This window comes from Yersinia intermedia (assembly GCF_900635455.1).
GTDB lineage: Bacteria > Pseudomonadota > Gammaproteobacteria > Enterobacterales > Enterobacteriaceae > Yersinia > Yersinia intermedia.
This window is the reverse complement of the sequence record NZ_LR134116.1, coordinates 2,980,766-2,998,892: the sequence shown is the minus strand read 5'-3', so window position 1 is coordinate 2,998,892 and position 18,127 is coordinate 2,980,766. Positions and strand designations below refer to the sequence as shown.

Here is an 18,127-nt window from a genome sequence, read left to right as displayed (position 1 = left end):
TGTTACCCCGATCCTAAAAGATAAGAGAAATATGTACAGCTTTTGTTAGTTAAATATGTCTGTAATCGGTAAAAATGCGAGGCATCTTGCAGATTTAGCTGAGCAGTTTAGCGCAACCGGGTGCCATTCGTTGCGGGATCTTGCGGTGCTATAATGGGCATCGCTCAGGCCGGTTGATGGCATGGAATACCAGATGATTGAACAGATCGCACACGCGGGAATGCGTTTCACCGCTATTTAAGGGAATAGGCGGGATTAGCATGATAACCGGGGGTTAGCAATGTAACCCCCGATTGGTGGGGCATTATTTCGGCAAAAACGTCATGTGTTTTACATCATCGCAACCCAAGGCCGCCAGTGTTGCCAGTGTGGCATCCCACTGAGTCAGTGCCGGGTTACTGCCCTCAATCAATACTGCACGGCGAATTGCAGCGCAATCCCCACCGGTAATGTTGGTCAGAATCAATGCAGCTTGCAGTGGGGGCAGGCTGGGGTTGAAGGCGGCATTTTCTGCATAACGGCCCACATAGATAGTGCCATCTGCCGCTTCCAATGCAATACCGCTATGAGCGTTGCTATACGGGGCATGACTCCGGTTCGCGCCTTCAAGGGCTGCCTGAGTTAGCGCATCGGTTTCAGCCACGGTGTAGCCATGAAACACCGGATCCATCAGTAGAGTGGTGATATCCAAGTCTTTTGGGCCGAAAGAATCTGGTAAATAATGTCCGAGGGTTGCGGCAGGGCGGCCCGGTAAATGGATATGTAGGTCGGTTCCGCTATTCAGTTCATTCATAAACTGGCGGCAATGACCACAAGGGGTGTAATTAACGGTAATTGCGACCAGGCTGGCTTCGCCGCGTAACCAGGCATGAGTCACCGCACACTGCTCGGCATGAATGGTTTGCTGTAGCGGAACGCCGCTAAACTCCATATTGGCACCAAAATAGAGATTGCCACTGCTCCCCTGCGCGATAGCACCAACCATAAAATGAGAGATTGGAGCGAGCGCACACGCGGCGGCCAGCGGCAACAACGCGAATGCTAACGCATTGTCATCTAACCCACTGATGCTTTTTACCGTTTCCACTTGTTTCGCTGTCAGCATGGCAGGGAAATCGTTTGCGCTCAGAATAGGTTCAAGTGCAGATTGCAGTGAAGCGGGCAGCTTAGCCCAAGGGGCTTGAAAACGTGCTTGCATAGGGGTCTCTCCAATAGTAACGGGAAACTATTTTAGGCAGCTTAGGGGCTTCTTGATGTGATTTAGATCTCGTTACCAATGAAATTGATGCAAGTAAAACCCCAAATGAGAGATGTATCTCAAATTTAAACCTGAAAACGGGCGGCATTTTACCTTGTAACTGTAGACCCTAATGCGCGTCAGGGAGCCACATTGTTAGCCGAACAAATGGAGCAACACCGGGAACAGGAAAGGAGCTAACAATGAAGTGATAATCCCGCAGATTACCAGTGCCAGCGAGCTAAATGCACCTTCCTGAAAGTCCATTTCAGCACAACGGGCGGTGCCCAATGCATGTGAGGCGGTACCCATGGCTAACCCCCGTGAGGCTTTAGTCGTTATCTTTAATAAATTCAGTAAGCTATGCCCAAACACTGCGCCCAAAATACCGACAAAAATTACACATACTGCGCTGATGGCGGGTAAGCCATGGATAGACTCAGCGACGGCCATGGCAATGGGGGTGGTGACAGACTTAGGTAATACTGAAGCCGCAATCTCAGGAGTTGCCCCCATCCACAGGGCGACAGCCGTACCGCTGACCATGGCGGTAATACTGCCAATAAAACAGATACTGATAATGGATTTCCAGCGGGCGCGAATTTGGTGCAACTGTTCATACAACGGGAAAGCCAGCGCCACCACCGCAGGTTGCAGTAAGTCATTTAATACTTTGCTGCCAGCAAAATAGTTGGCATAGGGCATATGTGTGACCAGCAGCAATGGAATGATAACAACCATGGATATCAATAATGGGTTAAGCAGCGGCATTTTCAGCCAGCGTGCTAAACGGCGCGCACCAAAGAACACGATTAAGGTCAGTGGCAGTGACCACCATAAATTGCTGATCATTTGTCGTCCTCTGTATGGGTAGGAGAACCAATGACTTTGCGTTCGCGGTGAACATAATGAGAACTGTAAGCCACCACCAACATCACAATTAGGGTGCTGACAAAGCAGGAAACCACGATGGGGCCGAACTGTTTAGTGAGTTGGTCGTAGTACTGCATCACACCGACACCGATTGGCACAAACAACAGCGCCATATAGCGGATCAGTAGATGGCAACCGGGTTTTACCCAAGTTGAGGGCAAGATCTGGGACGCCAGCAGAGCAAACAGAATCAGCATCCCAATGATACTGCCGGGGATGGTGATAGGTAGCAACAAGGCCAAAGCTTTACCTGCCCATAAGCACAGATAAATAATGGCGAAAGCCCGCAGGTACTGCCAGCAAAGTGAAGTCACATTGCGCATAGAAAAGGTCCTGAGTTACGGAATGCATTCATCATACAATTAAGTTTGATTATGTGCTAGCTGTCACACTATGAATAATAGACTCATCATGTATCAAGCTGTGAGCGTGGTGATTGCTACTACACACCACTTATTCGCAGGCTCTTTACTGCATCTTGGCACCTATTGGGTATGTTCTGATACCTGATGGGGGTTTTCTGCCTGCGTCTTAGCCAACCGATAGCCGCGATAGAAAAATGCCAGCCCTAAAATAGCCGCGATAATCAGCATATAGAACATCATCTGCGGTGCGGCCCAGGCGAGTAAGAAGCCACAAAGTATCGGGTTAATGGCCCCACCTAACTGGCCGAGATTCTGTACTCCATAGTAACTGCCTTTGAGATTCGCCGGAGCAATAAAATCGATAAACAAGTATTCGACTGGGATAACAATAATTTCGCCCAATGAGAAAATCGCCATTGCCAGCATCCATAGCGGAATTGAATCTTGAGCCGCCATAAATCCGAGCAGGCCAACGATGAAGAACAGGGTACCAAACATCAGCCAGCGCATTAAATTCTGTTGATTCATACGGCGACTTAATAAGTATTGTAGGGTAATCACAATGGTTGCATTAACGGTCATCACCGCCCCGATCACCTGATAGGCAAATTTCGCATCTGACACCGTAATCAGGTATTGGGATAAATAACCCGAGAATTGGCCAAAGACAATGGCACTGAGCATGCTGCCGAGGGTAAAGTAAATCAGCCGCTTATCACAACGTAAGATGGTAAATGTTTGGCGCAGATCCGGTACTGATTCGCTAGCTGAGCGTTCTGTTACCGACATATCGGTACTGCTTATTTTAAATTTCAACGCAACCGCCACCAGCAACGCCAATACGCCAGAAATGATAAAAGGCAATTGTGAGCCAAAACCAACCACCAAAACCCCCATCGCCGGACCTACCGCCCAGCCGACATTGACCAACGTGTAGTTAGCTGAAAAGGCTTTAATTCGTTCATTCACTGGCAGCCAATCAGCAAAGCAGGCTTTGAGTGCGATACTGTAAACCGAGTAGGCCGAATGCAGCAGCGCCAAAATCAGAATGATCCAGGCCGGATGCTCAATCCATGGTAAAGTGAAAAACGTGGCAGAAAACAGACTTATTGCGAGCAAAATCAAGCGCTTTTTATTGAATTTGTCCACCAGATAGCCGCCATATAAGCTAGTAAAAATACCTAACGTTAAACTTGCCCCTAACACCAGCCCGACTTTATCGGGAGCCAACTGAAAATGCTCAGCCAAATAGATAGTTATAAAAGGCAGGGTGATGGCTCGCCCAATAGTCAGGACTAGCGAAGCAATCAGCAAATTGGTGACTCGTGATGGAAATCCTTTCATGGTGTTTTCTTTTTTAATTATTTGGATAATAAGGTGTATCTATGCGGATTATGTCTAATGAAAAGAACGGCTCGCACAGCGCTACGACAGTGGCTCAGCCAACTACATTAGACTATTGCGGCGATAAAGAGAGGGGGGGGAGGAAAATTTTTTGCAAACAGCAGATCGACCTGAATCGATCTGCCATTAATTGATATCGCCAACGTCATGGGCATACCGCTAACGCAACAGTAACGGCAAGGACGAAGGGGATTATTAACCTAAATATTCGATGATGGACAGCCCAGCGTTATAATCGGTGCTATAGATAATCCCTTGTGCATCAACAAACACATCACATGACTGAATAACTTTTGGCCGACCAGGCCGTTTATCGACCATTTTTTCCGGGGCCGCAGGTACCAATGCACCCGTTTCCTTCGGTTGGTATGGGTTACTGATGTCGTAAGCGCGCACTCCGGCATTTTGATAGGTGGCAAAAATCAGTGACGAACTGATAAAGCTGCCTGGGCGGTTCTCATGCAGGTTATGCGGGCCAAAATGTGCCCCTTTTTTGACGTAATCCCGCTCATCCGGTACCGGAAAAGTTGAGATACTCACCGGATTGCTTGGCTCGCGAATATCGAACAGCCAAATATGCTTTTCACCATCTTCCTGATTATCCAGTACCGCCTCATCCAGTACCACTAATAGGTCGCGGTCTGGTAATGGGAGTGCAGTATGGGTACCGCCGCCAAAGGGAGGGCTCCAATTGCGATGACTTATTAGTTTCGGCTCATGCCGATCAGCGACATCCAGCAGGGTCAGGCCACCATCGCGCCAACTGCCATAGGCTGTATCACCGCTGATAATGGCATGATGCAATGCGTACCGTTTGCCTTCTGGCCAGCTTGGTTGCTCACCCGCCGCAGTGTGCATACCAGGTAAAGCATAACGCCCCGCCACCTGTGGTTTTTGCGGGTCAGCCAGATCAATGGTCAGGAAAATATAATCACTGTAACCATCCAGCAATGCAGAAACATAAGCCCAGCGGCCGCCCACATACCAGATACGATGAATACCAATACCATCAAGCGGCAGGAAGCTAATCTCACGCGGTTTATCCGGTATCGAAATATCAAAAATACGTAAACCGGCACACCAACTGCGGCCTTCCTGCCGGGTACTGACGGTTTGTGCCACCGAGCGGGTGTAATAGACTTTCTCTTGCGCAAAACTGGCGTCAGCAAACAGGTCGCGGGCGTTAATCACCAGCAGCAGGTCATCATGGACTTGTAAGTGTACGTTCCAGGTATTGGGGGGGGGCGGCGATAAAGCCTGCCGGGCGCGGATTTTTTGCATCCCGCACATCAATAATTGATACCCCTTGCGATACCATATGGCCGACATAGGCATAGCCCCGGTGCACCATTACCTGTACGCCGTCCGGTTTACCGCCTTGATTGCTATGGCCAATCAGCCGCATATTGCGGCTGTATTCTGGTTGTGGCAAGGAAGCTTGCGTTGCCATTTATTTCACTCCCAATCGGTTAGATTTACTGGCCGTTTTTGGCGGCAAGGGTGGCGAACCATGGTGAGTTGAAATCATCGGATTGACCCCAGCCCGGAATAATTTTACTTAACCCTGCCACGTTAACTGGGCCGGGTTGACTGGCTAACAAGGCTTGTGGAATGGACGCAGCCCGGAATTCATAGCTGGCTGGTGTCTCTTCCCCCGCAATCTTCTTGGCAACTAAACGCAAGTTAATGGCCCCAATCAGTTTAGGATCGACGGCAACACTGACTTTCCATGGGCTATTGGCTTCACGCATCAGTTGTAAATCCTGATTCGATATATCAATGCTATAGAGTTTGATCTCAGTACGGCCATTCTCCTGTAAGGCTTTATAAGCGCCTTGAGTAAAGGCATCCCATGTTCCCCAGATTGCGTCGATTTTGCCTTTCGGATATTTTGCCAAAACGGCACCGACTTTATTGGCAGTATCACCCTGCACATCAGAAGACACAGCCCCGATAGATTCCAGTTCATGAATACCCGGATTCTGTTTTAACAGTGCCTGATAAGCGGCCTGGCGGCGCTCCATCGGTGGGAAACCGGCAACCCAAAGCTTGATGATATTGGCTTTACCGTTGAAGTCTTTAACCAATTGACCAAAGGATTCATTGGTCAGGGAGGCATCATCCTGTTGAGTGACGGTCAGGCCGGGAATATCACCCTGAATAGCGGTATCGAACACAGATACCGCAATGCCGCTGGCTGCAATTCGTTTGACCAGTTCGGTTGAATACGGGTCACGCCCCTGAGAGAGAATGATTCCGTCATATTTTTGGCTGATGGCCTGATTCACAAAGTCTTGAAAACGGGCGTCGTCACCGTTGCTCAAGAAGGTATCGACTTTGAAACCGAGCTTTTTGCCTTCTTTCAATACACCAGACAAAAACTGAGTAGTGTTATCATCTGATCCCAGGTTACGGATCACCGCAATTTTAATCTGCCCTGGATGTTTGGCGATAGCATCCGGGATCGGGGCTACCGTGGCGGTGTCCGCTGCGAATACCGGCAGTGCTGTCAGCAGGCTCAAGGCCAGCAAAGGGAAAGCAATTTTTTTCATCCGAAACTCCGTCATGGTGTCGATAAGTTAGGCAAAATGAGTATTATCTTCGTTGTTATGGCTATCTTTGTGTCTAGACGTCTATTTGTCGCTGTACAGCATCATAACCATAACTATTTTGATTAGGAATTAACTTTGTTATGAATTTTTGGATCGGGTTATATCTTTTAGTTTGGATGGCTTAAATAAGCAGCAAAATAGGACTAAAGGATTATTATGGTGTGAGGCAATAGGGTTAATAACCTTTCTATTACAAAGGCTTATTTTTACCGTGAGTATTCCCTTATTTTTATTAGGATTAATTTTTTATTTCGTTGTTTGCTCAGGACTGATACCCTAATGAAAATGCGTAGTAATCAATAATAGAGGCTCAATATCCATAATATAGGATGGGTTTTGCAATTTTAAAGTTAATGATATTTAAAGGATTAAAGTCACTATGGAAAAAGTTAGCAGTCTATATAAATTCAGGCAGGGACGTGCTGATGGCGCACAACTGAATTTTAGCTGTTTTACCTATAAAAACATCTATTTTTATCTGTCACGCAGTGAGTTTTTATTTCTATTTATTCGCTATTTATTAGCATTAATGGTACTCATTTTTTTAATACTAATACTATTTCCTGATTTAGCAGATGAAGTCTTGTCTTTGTCGATTCAGGCTTTTCCCGCCGTCTACTCAGTCGTCTTATTGCTGCCTTGTCTCAATCGGTTAATCTACCAAAATCTGACGCCTTATTGGTTGGTTTTTCATATTTTCCCCATTATTGAAATGGTTTTATATACTCCAGTTACCTCATTTTTATCAGATTTATTTTTGCTATATCTGATATTTATCAATATTTATGATGTGAAACTACCTGCTTGCGAACGGAAAAAACAATTTGCTGCTGCTAAGGCAGAAGAGTATCCGTTTGGTCTCACTATCGTTTGCTTTAGTACCTTGTATATAAGTTTCTTTCTGTTATTTGAACTGGATGATGCCATTATTTCACTGATGCTACTATCGTGGATTTTCTTTTTACTGGCCAAATGGCATTGGCCAGTTGTGATGCTAAATTTATTAGGCGCTCTTGGCATATTTGGGCTTTTTGCATCAGGTTTTGTCGAGATGAAACATCATAAGAATATTATTGTTAACGCGCTAATTAAGGTTTCCTTGCTGGACAGTATTCTGTTTCTTATTTTCTCATTAAGCTTATTTATTAATATGTTATTTTGGTTGGAGGCATGGCAACGGGATCGGTTGTCAACCGTCACCAACATCGAGTGATAAAAAATGCCGGCTGGGTTTCCCCTGACCGGCATTTTGGCTATTGCCTGACAATTTAATTATTCCCTGACAACCACTTTCGTCAGGGAACGGCGTCATACATCAAATCACTTCACTTGCATGCCAGGTTGGGCACCACTGTCTGGGCTGAGCAGGAAGATATCTTTACCGCCAGGGCCTGCCGCCATCACCATGCCTTCTGAAAGGCCGAAGCGCATTTTACGTGGTGCCAGGTTAGCCACCATCATGGTCAATCGGCCTTCCAATACTTTCGGATCAGGGTACGCAGAACGGATGCCAGAGAAGACTTGGCGAGTTTGGCCGCCGATATCCAGAGTTAATTTCAATAACTTATCAGAGCCTTCAACAAATTCTGCCTGCTGAATCAGCGCAATACGCATATCCACTTTGGCAAAATCATCAAAACTGATGGTTTCCTGAATCGGAGAGTCAGCTAACGGCCCGGTGGCTATCACGGTGGGTGCCATATCCGCTTTAGACGAAGTAACCATTTCGTTAACTTTATCTAAATCGATACGGTTGAACAGAGCTTTAAAGGTATTGACCTGATGGCCTAACAGCGGTTGTTGAATGCTATCCCACGTCAGTTCGGTATTGAGGAAAGCCTCAGTACGTTCAGTCAGTGATGGCAACACCGGCTTCAGGTAAGTCATCAGCACGCGGAACAGATTGATACCTAAGGAGCAAACAGCTTGTAAGTCGGCATCGCGACCTTCTTCTTTCGCTATCACCCACGGGGCTTGTTCATCAACATAACGATTGGCAATATCAGCCAGTGCCATGATTTCACGGATGGCTTTACCTGATTCGCGGCTGTTATAGGCATCTGCAATGCTGACAGCAGCATCGGTGAAGGTTTTATACAGCGCCGGATCGGCCAATTTATCGGCTAATTTACCGCCAAAGCGTTTATTGATAAAACCTGCATTACGCGAAGCCAAATTCACCACTTTGTTGACAATATCGGTATTAACACGCTGGACAAAGTCTTCCAGATTTAAATCGATGTCATCAATTCGTGAAGAGAGTTTCGCGGCGTAGTAATAACGCAAGCAATCGGCATCAAAGTGTTGCAGATAGGTGCTGGCTTTAATGAATGTGCCGCGTGACTTCGACATTTTCGCGCCGTTTACTGTGACATAACCATGAACAAAGATATTGGTCGGTTTGCGGAAATTGCTACCTTCCAACATGGCAGGCCAAAACAGGCTATGGAAGTAAACAATGTCTTTACCAATAAAGTGATAAAGATCGGTTTCAGAACCTTCACGCCAGAACTCATCAAAGTCCAGATCACCGCGCTTGTCGCACAGGTTCTTAAACGACCCCATATAGCCGATTGGGGCATCCAGCCAGACGTAGAAATATTTACCTGGCGCATCCGGCACTTCAAAACCGAAGTAGGGCGCATCACGGGTGATATCCCACTGTTGTAGGCCAGACTCGAACCATTCCTGCATTTTGTTCGCGACTTGTTCTTGCAGTGCACCAGAACGCGTCCAGGCTTGCAACATGTCGCTGAAGGCTGGCAGGTCGAAGAAGAAATGCTCAGATTCGCGCATCACCGGCGTCGCACCGGAAACCGCCGACTTTGGATCGATAAGTTCAGTCGGGCTGTAGGTTGCGCCGCATACTTCACAGTTATCGCCATATTGATCTGGCGCTTTACACTTCGGACAGGTGCCTTTGACAAAACGATCAGGCAGGAACATGCCTTTCTCAGGGTCATAGAGCTGAGAAATGGTACGATTCTTGATATAGCCGTTCGCCTTCAAGCGGCTGTATATCAGGCTCGACAGTTCACGGTTTTCATCACTGTGAGTGGAGTGATAGTTATCATAACTGATAGCGAAACCGGCGAAATCCTGTTGGTGTTCCTGGCTCATTTCGGCAATCATCTGCTCCGGTTCGATACCCAGTTGCTGAGCTTTCAGCATGATCGGGGTGCCGTGGGCATCATCTGCACAGATAAAATGAACCTGGTTGCCGCGCATTCGCTGGAAACGGACCCAGATATCTGCCTGGATGTGCTCGAGCATGTGGCCGAGATGTATAGAACCGTTAGCGTATGGTAGCGCGGACGTCACCAATATTTTTTTCGCGACTTGAGCCATAGTGGGAAATTGCTTTCTTTATGTCGATTAAAGGGTCTTTGATGTTAACCGATATGCAAGCTTGCCGCTAGGGTAAGGCAACCCGCACTTTGCCTTAAGTCATAATCGGTTTACTTTGGTGACACAGGGGCAACTGAGTTCTGGTACACTATCTTTGGTTAATAACGATAAATTCAAGGAGCCGGGATGAGCCCAAAATCCCCCGAGCAGACCACCCCTGACCTGCTGCAATCACAAATTTCGAAGGTCCTTACGGCCTTTACTCACCCAACCTTGCAAAAGGATCTCCATACTCTGCGTGCTATCCACCATTGTGCCTTATTGGACAATGTGCTGCATATCGAGCTGGTGATGCCGTTTGCCTGGCAATATGGTTTTGATGCATTGAAAGAGTCGGTCAGCGCGGAATTGCTGGCAGTGACTGGCGCTACAGCTATTGATTGGAAGTTGTCGCATAATATCACCACACTCAAGCGTGCCAATGATCAGCCGGGTATCAAAGGTGTGCGTAATATTGTGGCCGTCAGCTCGGGTAAAGGTGGTGTGGGGAAATCCAGTACCGCCGTTAATCTGGCACTGGCATTGGCGGAAGAGGGGGCCAAAGTCGGTATTCTGGACGCCGATATTTATGGCCCTTCCATCCCCAATATGCTTGGTACCATGAATCAGCGGCCAACGTCCCCTGACGGTAAGCATATGGCACCGATCATGGCTCACGGTCTGGCGACTAACTCGATTGGTTATCTGGTCACTGATGAGAACGCTATGGTGTGGCGCGGCCCGATGGCCAGTAAAGCATTGATGCAGATGCTGCAAGACACCTTATGGCCAGATTTGGATTATCTGGTGATTGATATGCCGCCGGGTACCGGTGATATCCAGTTGACGTTGTCGCAAAACATTCCGGTGACGGGTGCGCTGGTGGTAACAACACCACAAGACATCGCTTTAATCGATGCCATGAAAGGCATTGTGATGTTTGAGAAAGTGCATGTGCCGGTGTTGGGTATTATTGAAAATATGAGCATGCATATTTGCAGTAATTGCGGCCATCTGGAGCCTATTTTCGGCACCGGCGGGGCGGAGAAACTGGCGCAGAAGTACCATTGCAAACTGTTGGGCCAAATTCCATTGCATATTTCTTTACGCGAAGACCTTGATCGCGGTGAACCAACGGTTGTTAGCCATCCTGACAGTGAATTTGCTGATATCTATCGCCAACTGGCATCAAATGTGGCGGCAGAGATGTACTGGCAAGGGGAAGCTATCCCAACGGAAATCTCATTCCGCGCGGTGTAACAGCCGCTAACACCCCAGCGGCGTCAAAGACGCAAAATTATACCCTGCGGCGTCAAAGACACAAAATCATACCCAAAGTCATTGGCGTTGCAGGTAGGCAGTAAACGAATAAATCCCGATGAGCTGACATAAGTCAGTGATTCGGGTGCGTGAGAGCCGCTAACACCCCTGCGGCGTCAAAGACGCAGGGTATAGTGCTGGCATCAAACCCGCTAACTCCTTATAATTGCCGCGCTCGAAGCACGTTACGTGCTTTGTCTCCCCTCACACTTCGTAATCAGGTCTTTAATTTTATGACTGACAAAGCACACCAGTGCGTCATTATCGGGATAGCGGGTGCTTCTGCCTCCGGGAAAAGTCTTATCGCCAGCACGCTGTATCGCGAATTACGCGAACAGGTAGGTGACCAACATATCGGCGTTATTCCTGAGGATGGTTATTATAAAGACCAGAGTCATCTGTCGATGGAAGATCGGGTCAAAACCAACTATGACCACCCGAGTGCTATGGACCACAACTTATTGCTGGAGCATTTGCAATCGTTGAAAGCAGGCAAGCCGGTTGAATTGCCACTTTACAGTTACACTGAGCACACCCGTAAAAAAGAAACCGTCCATTTAGAACCGAAAAAAGTGATTATTTTGGAAGGGATCTTGTTGTTAACGGATCTCCGCCTGCGTCAGGAAATGAATTTTTCTATCTTTGTTGATACTCCGTTGGATATCTGCCTGATGCGCCGTATGAAGCGCGATGTCAATGAACGCGGTCGTTCAATGGACTCGGTAATGGCGCAATACCAGAAGACAGTGCGCCCAATGTTCCTGCAATTTATAGAACCGTCCAAGCAATATGCTGACATTATCGTTCCACGCGGTGGTAAGAACCGAATTGCGATCGATATTCTAAAAGCGAAAATCAGTCAGTTCTTTGAGTAATGTTCGTCTGGACCTTTGCTTCTTAATATGGCAGCTTGCGTAGTAGGTAAGCTGTAACATGCGAATTTTGATGGAGATTTTAGCAATGAGACTGTGCGATCGTGACATAGAAGCCTGGCTGGACAGCGGTAAGTTAGGCATTGATCCTCGCCCACCGGTAGAACGTATCAATGGTGCCACAGTCGATGTTCGCTTAGGCAACCAATTCCGTGTCTTCAATGGTCACACGGCGGCATTTATTGACTTAAGCGGCCCGAAGGATGAAGTCAGCGAAGCGCTGGAACGAGTCATGAGTGATGAGATCAATCTGCCGGAAGGGGAGGCATTTTTCCTGCATCCAGGGGAGTTGGCGCTGGCCGTGACACTAGAGTCGGTGACAATCCCTGATGACTTGGTTGGCTGGCTTGATGGCCGCTCCTCATTAGCTCGCCTTGGATTAATGGTGCATGTTACCGCACACCGTATAGATCCCGGTTGGCAAGGCAGGATTGTGCTGGAGTTCTATAATTCAGGTAAGTTGCCATTAGCGCTGCGCCCTGGGATGTTAATTGGTGCGCTGAGTTTTGAACCACTCTCCGGCCCGGCAGCTCGCCCTTATAATAGCCGTCAGGACGCAAAATATCGTGGTCAACAAGGCGCTGTAGCCAGTCGTATAGATAAAGACTAGCCATTTCTCGCTGAGAGTTTAGCCTGTTTGGACTTTTTAGCCTGATTAGACAAGAGGATGTCATGAGACGATTACTGACGACGTTAATTATCCTGCTGGTTGTGCTAGTTGCAGGGATGAGCGCATTAGTATTGCTGGTAAATCCTAATGACTTTCGTGCCTACATGGTCAAACAGGTAGAGAAAAAAAGTGGTTATCAGTTGCAACTGGAAGGGGATTTGCGCTGGCATGTTTGGCCACAGCTTAGCATTATTGCGGGCCGGACCGCACTGACCGCCCCTGGTGCAGCGGCACCGGTTATTAGTGCGGAAAATATGCGACTGGATGTCAAACTTTGGCCACTGTTATCGCATCAACTCGAGGTGAAACAGGTGATGCTGAAGGGGGCGGTTATCCGCTTGACGCCAGAGAGTGAGGCGCAACAACAGCCTGATGCCCCTGTTGCGCCATCCGGTAATGCACCGCTTAATGAGCAACGCGCCTGGAAGCTCGACATCAATAAAGTACAAGTTGCCGATAGCCTGTTGATTTGGCAGCGGACGGACAATGATCAAGTTAATGTTCGTGATATCAATCTTGAACTTCAACAAGATGCCCAACGCCAGGTACATATCTCTCTCTCCAGCCGTGTTAATCGTAATCAACGTGATGTCACTTTCTCAATGGTCGCCGATGCAGACATGCGCCATTATCCGCAGCAGTTCAGCGCCAATATCAGCCAATTCAGCTATAAATTGGAAGGCGCGGATATTCCGGTTGGCGGTGTGAGCGGCGAGGGGACATTACAAGCAAGTTATCAACACGATATTCAGCAACTATTGCTGAACCAACTGAGTTTTTCTGCTAATAACAACCAGTTGACGGGGACCGCCAGAGCCACCTTGGGCGAGGTACCCGATTATGTTATCAATTTGGCTGCTGACAATCTTAATCTGGACACTATCTTTGGGTGGGAACCTAAAAGTACAGTTGCCAGTAAAGAAACGCCCCGACAGTCTGCTGTGACCGCACCGGTGATCGCTATTCAGGCCGATGATGATGTCGGGCAGGACTTGCAGGCATTACGTGACTTTACGGCCCAAATATCACTAACGGCGAATAATCTGGTCTATCGGGCGATTAACGTCAGTCAGCTCAATCTTCAAGCCTCCAATCAGCGCGGTAAGGTAGAAATTAGCCGTTTAACCGGTAGTGCGGTTGAGGGGGATTTTTCGTTGCCAGGTTCATTGGATGTGACGGGCAAAAAGGTTCTGGCTGCCGTTAACCCAGTGATAAACCATATGCAACTGGGACCGGTTTTATTGGCCGCTGGCTTGCCACAGATGATGACAGGCAAGTTTTCCATGAAAGCGCAGTTGTCGGGGGATGGCATCACGGTTGATGCATTCAACCACCGCTGGCAGGGGGATGCGCAGCTCAGCATGAATAATGCACGGCTGGAAGGGCTGAATATTCAGCAGCTTATTCAACAGGCGGTTACTCGCAGTTCCAGTGATGTCAAAGGTCAGGATCGCTATGAGCGTTATACTGAGGTTAAGCAACTACAGGCGAATCTGGCTTTGCACAGAGGCGCGATGAAAGTCAGCAATCTGAGTGCTGATTCTGCATTGATTTCCATTAAAGGTAACGGGTCACTTAATTTACCTGCACAGCAATGTGATATGAATCTGGCGGTGCGAGTGATGCAAGGCTGGAGCGGGCAAGATAGCCTGGTCAAAATATTGCAAAGCACCGATATCCCTCTGCGTATTTATGGTCCGTGGACTCAACTCAGTTATCAATTGGATGTCGAGCAGTTGTTGCGAAACGAATTACAGCAGCGAGCTAAAAAAGCACTTAATGATTGGGCTGAGCGGAATCAGCAAAGCCGTGGCAGCAAAGATCTTAAAAAGCTTATCGATAAGCTTTAATTTAATGACCTATTACCTCCGATAGGCGTGGCTGTTTATCGGGGGCAATAGCGGCATATTGTTATGTATTTGTTGTGTAACTGTTCGCCAACCTCGCCATTCAAAACATAAAATCCTCTCTCTTGCTCACAAACTACTATTTGTTTCTAAAATCTCTGCGAATCATTGATAGATGTCATAAACTCGCCGATGGACTTTGGGCAGAGTGCAGAGCCAATTATGTATTTTAACGATAATAATGCTGAAGCAATATTTAGCAACACACAGCAACAGGCAAGACTCAGAGAGGGTATATGTTAGATCTTTTGATTGGGATAGTCGTAGCCGTCGGTGTAGGCCGTTATATCATTAAAGGCTACTCAGCAACGGGTGTGCTGATGGTTGGTGGCTTACTGCTATTAATTATCAGTGCCTTGATGGGCAAGAATGTATTACCTGCCAGTGCAACATCAACGGGCTGGCGAGCGACGGACATTGTTGAATATGTCAAAATCTTGCTGATGAGCCGTGGTGGCGATCTTGGCATGATGATCATGATGTTATGTGGCTTTGCGGCTTATATGACTCATATTGGTGCCAATGATGTAGTGGTAAAAATTGCATCCAAGCCACTGCAAATGATCAACTCACCATACTTACTGATGGTTGCGGCTTATCTGGTGGCCTGCTTGATGTCGTTAGCGGTATCATCAGCGACCGGGTTGGGCGTGTTACTGATGGCGACACTGTTCCCAGTAATGGTTAACGTTGGTATCAGTCGGGGTGCCGCAGCCGCAATCTGTGCATCACCGGCGGCGATTATTCTAGCCCCAACATCAGGTGATGTGGTGCTGGCAGCGAAAGCCTCTGAGATGCCACTGGTGGATTTTGCTTTTAAAACCACCTTGCCTATTTCTATTGCTGCGATTGTCTGCATGGCTATCGCTCATTTCTTCTGGCAGCGCTATCTGGATAATAAAAGTCAGGAAAAGCATGAGATGATGGATGTTAATGACATCACCACCAATGCACCGGGCTTTTATGCCATTTTACCCTTTACCCCGATTATCGGTGTGCTGATATTTGACGGTAAATGGGGGCCGGAGCTGCATATCATTACGGTGTTGGTGATTTGTATGCTGATTGCCGCTGTCATTGAGTTCTTACGCAGTTTCAGCGCTAAAACGGTATTTACCGGCCTTGAAGTGGCTTATCGTGGTATGGCTGATGCGTTCGCTACCGTGGTGATGTTATTGGTTGCCGCTGGGGTATTCGCACAAGGGTTGAGTACCGTTGGTTTTATCAGTGGCCTGATTGGATTAGCTCAATCTTTTGGCACCGGTGGCATTATTATGATGCTAGTACTGGTGGTGATTACGATGCTGGCTGCTATGACCACTGGGTCAGGCAATGCGCCGTTCTATGCGTTTGTTGAACTGATTCCAAAGCTTGCAGCTCAAATGGGGATAAATCCAGCCTATTTGGTTATTCCGATGCTACAGGCTTCAAATTTAGGGCGTACTTTATCACCAGTTTCTGGCGTGGTGGTTGCAGTCGCTGGGATGGCAAAAATTTCACCTTTTGAAGTGGTAAAACGTACCTCGGTACCGGTTTTAGTTGGGTTGGTAGTGGTGATTGTTGCCACTGAAATCCTGGTGCCTGTGCACTTGTAATCGCCGCTTATTGCGACAAAAAAGCCGGGTAGATTACCCGGCTTTTGCACCAAATCTCGACGACTTGTTACACCTCATAATCCGGGTCAGGTATTTTCAACGGCGTTATCTTTACCTTCAAGATACGATGGCTGCTAACCTCTAATGGCTCAAAGAGATAGTCACCAATTTTCATCTGTTCACCGACCTGCGGGATGCGCTGGGTATACTCCATGATTAACCCGGCTAAGGTGTGATACTCGCGTTTATCATCAAGAGGCAGTGGTAGATAGAGTACCAAATCCTCCAGCGGCATGTAACCGTTCGCAATCCAGCAGCCATCCTCGGTTTGCTGAATATCATGGCGGGCATCCAACTCTTCACCAGCGACGGGTAGATTACCGGCAATAGTTTCCATCACATCAGTTAGAGTAACCACCCCTTCGATGGAGCCAAATTCATCTACTACAAAGGCAAAATGCGTCTGCGCCTGACGGAACTGCTCTAACGCCATCAACAGCGAAACCTGTTCGGGGAAAATCAACGGCTGGCGAATCAATGCGCGTAAGTCGAGCTTTTCGCCTGCTAACTGCTGCCTTAATAAATCAATGACATGAATAACGCCCAAGGGTTCATCTGTCAGACTATCTTCAGTGACCACGATTCGGGTATGCAAATTTTTGGTCAGCAACTGAGACAGTTTCTCTGGGGGATCGTTAAGGTCCAGATACTCCACATCATGCCGTGATGTCATGATGCTGCTCACTGTACGCTGTGCCAGCCCTAATACCCGCTCAATCATCCGGCGTTCTTGTTCATTGAAGACCTCTTGGCCGACACTGGTATTATCGGCGATTAGGTTGGCTGTATGATTATCCAACTCTGCCTCTTCATGTTTGCCACTGAGCATACGTAACACCGCTTCCGCGGTTCTTTCACGTAATGGTCTAACTGTTGACAAAAAACGGCGACGATTGAATTGTGAGAACTGATTGAGTGATTCGATAATTACTGAGAAACCAATTGCGGCGTACAAATACCCTTTCGGAATATGGTAACCAAAACCTTCAGCCACTAAGCTAAAGCCGATCATCAGTAAAAAGCTCAGACAAAGTATGACAATGGTCGGATGTGCATTAACAAAGCGCGTCAATGGCTTACTGGCTAACAGCATCAAGCCAATCGCGATACAGACCGCAGCCATCATGACCGCGAGGTGGTCTACCATGCCGACGGCGGTAATGACCGAATCAAGCGAGAATATCGCGTCCAGTACTACAATCTGCGCGACAACAGGCCAGAACCGTGCACCCTTGCGTTGTTGGTTTTGCTGCTGGTCCTTGCCCTCAAGTCGCTCGTTTAGCTCCATGGTGGCTTTAAAGAGCAGGAATATCCCACCGATCAGCATGATTAAGTCACGGGCGCTGAATGGGTGCTGGGAAAGGGTGATTAGGGGTGTCGTTAATGTGGCCAGCCATGAGATACTGGCTAACAGTACCAAGCGCATCAATAATGCGCACAGTAAACCGGTAACTCTGGCTTTATCTCTTTGATGACGAGGAAGTTTTTCCGCCAAAATGGCAATAAATATCAGGTTGTCAATGCCCAATACAATTTCGAGCACCACCAGCGTCGCCAGCCCTGCCCAAATAGTAGGATCTGCGATCCATTCCATATATCCAATTTCACCTTTGATTTCTACGGCTTATGCCGCCAAAGTGAATAATGGGCGCTGATAGGCTAAAATTCAACATCCAATCATGTAATAGCCTAGACTGATTGCAAA

13 protein-coding genes and 1 pseudogene are annotated in these 18,127 nt (G+C 47.6%); 6 read left to right on the top strand and 8 right to left on the bottom strand.

Annotated features, from left to right (window positions below; all coding sequences use genetic code 11):
- Positions 1–304: 304 nt before the first annotated feature.
- The 6 genes and pseudogenes from cdd to EL015_RS13690 all read right to left on the bottom strand — a co-directional run bounded on the left by cdd (position 305) and on the right by EL015_RS13690 (position 6,491).
- Positions 305–1,198, bottom strand: a complete 894-nt coding sequence (gene cdd / locus EL015_RS13715) for a cytidine deaminase (RefSeq protein WP_005187666.1) — start codon at positions 1,196–1,198, stop codon at positions 305–307.
- A 195-nt stretch (positions 1,199–1,393) separates the two neighbouring features.
- The gene (locus EL015_RS13710) at positions 1,394–2,089 is read right to left on the bottom strand and encodes a CidB/LrgB family autolysis modulator (RefSeq protein ID WP_032906846.1); all 696 of its coding nucleotides are present in this window, start codon (positions 2,087–2,089) and stop codon (positions 1,394–1,396) included.
- A complete protein-coding gene (locus tag EL015_RS13705; RefSeq protein WP_005187673.1) occupies positions 2,086–2,493 on the bottom strand; it encodes a CidA/LrgA family protein in 408 nt (135 codons plus the stop codon). Before EL015_RS13705 ends, EL015_RS13710 begins: the two co-directional genes overlap by 4 nt.
- A 162-nt stretch (positions 2,494–2,655) precedes the next feature.
- Complete coding sequence (locus EL015_RS13700) at positions 2,656–3,879, bottom strand: MFS transporter (protein ID WP_005187675.1); 1,224 nt, start codon at positions 3,877–3,879, stop codon at positions 2,656–2,658.
- A 255-nt stretch (positions 3,880–4,134) separates the two neighbouring features.
- Positions 4,135–5,389 (bottom strand): annotated as a pseudogene (locus EL015_RS13695) (LVIVD repeat-containing protein).
- Positions 5,390–5,414: 25 nt separating this feature from the next.
- Complete coding sequence (locus EL015_RS13690; RefSeq protein WP_032906847.1) at positions 5,415–6,491, bottom strand: sugar ABC transporter substrate-binding protein; 1,077 nt, start codon at positions 6,489–6,491, stop codon at positions 5,415–5,417.
- A 439-nt stretch (positions 6,492–6,930) separates the two neighbouring features.
- Here EL015_RS13690 and EL015_RS13685 point away from each other — a divergent pair, with 439 nt between their 5' ends.
- Positions 6,931–7,764 (top strand): hypothetical protein, encoded by an 834-nt coding sequence (locus tag EL015_RS13685; protein ID WP_005187686.1) that lies wholly within the window; start codon positions 6,931–6,933, stop codon positions 7,762–7,764.
- 107 nt (positions 7,765–7,871) lie between these two features.
- Here EL015_RS13685 and metG read toward each other — a convergent pair whose 3' ends face one another.
- Positions 7,872–9,899, bottom strand: a complete 2,028-nt coding sequence (metG, locus tag EL015_RS13680; RefSeq protein WP_032906848.1) for a methionine--tRNA ligase — start codon at positions 9,897–9,899, stop codon at positions 7,872–7,874.
- Between the two features lie 186 nt (positions 9,900–10,085).
- On the opposite strand from metG, the gene apbC reads away from it, so the two are divergent.
- From apbC to dcuC, 5 genes are all read left to right on the top strand, one after another.
- Positions 10,086–11,198 carry an iron-sulfur cluster carrier protein ApbC gene (apbC, locus tag EL015_RS13675; RefSeq protein WP_005187694.1) on the top strand — a complete coding sequence of 371 codons (1,113 nt, stop codon included), beginning with the start codon at positions 10,086–10,088 and terminating at the stop codon, positions 11,196–11,198.
- Positions 11,199–11,491: 293 nt separating this feature from the next.
- Positions 11,492–12,133, top strand: coding sequence for a uridine kinase (gene udk / locus EL015_RS13670; protein WP_005187697.1), 642 nt, complete (start codon positions 11,492–11,494; stop codon positions 12,131–12,133).
- A gap of 85 nt (positions 12,134–12,218) precedes the next feature.
- Positions 12,219–12,800, top strand: coding sequence for a dCTP deaminase (gene dcd, locus EL015_RS13665; RefSeq protein WP_032906849.1), 582 nt, complete (start codon positions 12,219–12,221; stop codon positions 12,798–12,800).
- Between the two features lie 62 nt (positions 12,801–12,862).
- Positions 12,863–14,710, top strand: coding sequence for an outer membrane assembly protein AsmA (asmA, locus tag EL015_RS13660; RefSeq protein WP_005187703.1), 1,848 nt, complete (start codon positions 12,863–12,865; stop codon positions 14,708–14,710).
- A 293-nt stretch (positions 14,711–15,003) separates the two neighbouring features.
- Entirely contained in the window at positions 15,004–16,362 is a 1,359-nt protein-coding gene (dcuC, locus tag EL015_RS13655; RefSeq protein WP_005187706.1) for an anaerobic C4-dicarboxylate transporter DcuC, read from the top strand.
- A gap of 67 nt (positions 16,363–16,429) precedes the next feature.
- On the opposite strand, the gene EL015_RS13650 is transcribed toward dcuC, so the two are convergent.
- Positions 16,430–18,016 carry a TerC family protein gene (locus EL015_RS13650; RefSeq protein ID WP_005187709.1) on the bottom strand — a complete coding sequence of 529 codons (1,587 nt, stop codon included), beginning with the start codon at positions 18,014–18,016 and terminating at the stop codon, positions 16,430–16,432.
- Between the last annotated feature and the right edge of the window lie 111 nt (positions 18,017–18,127).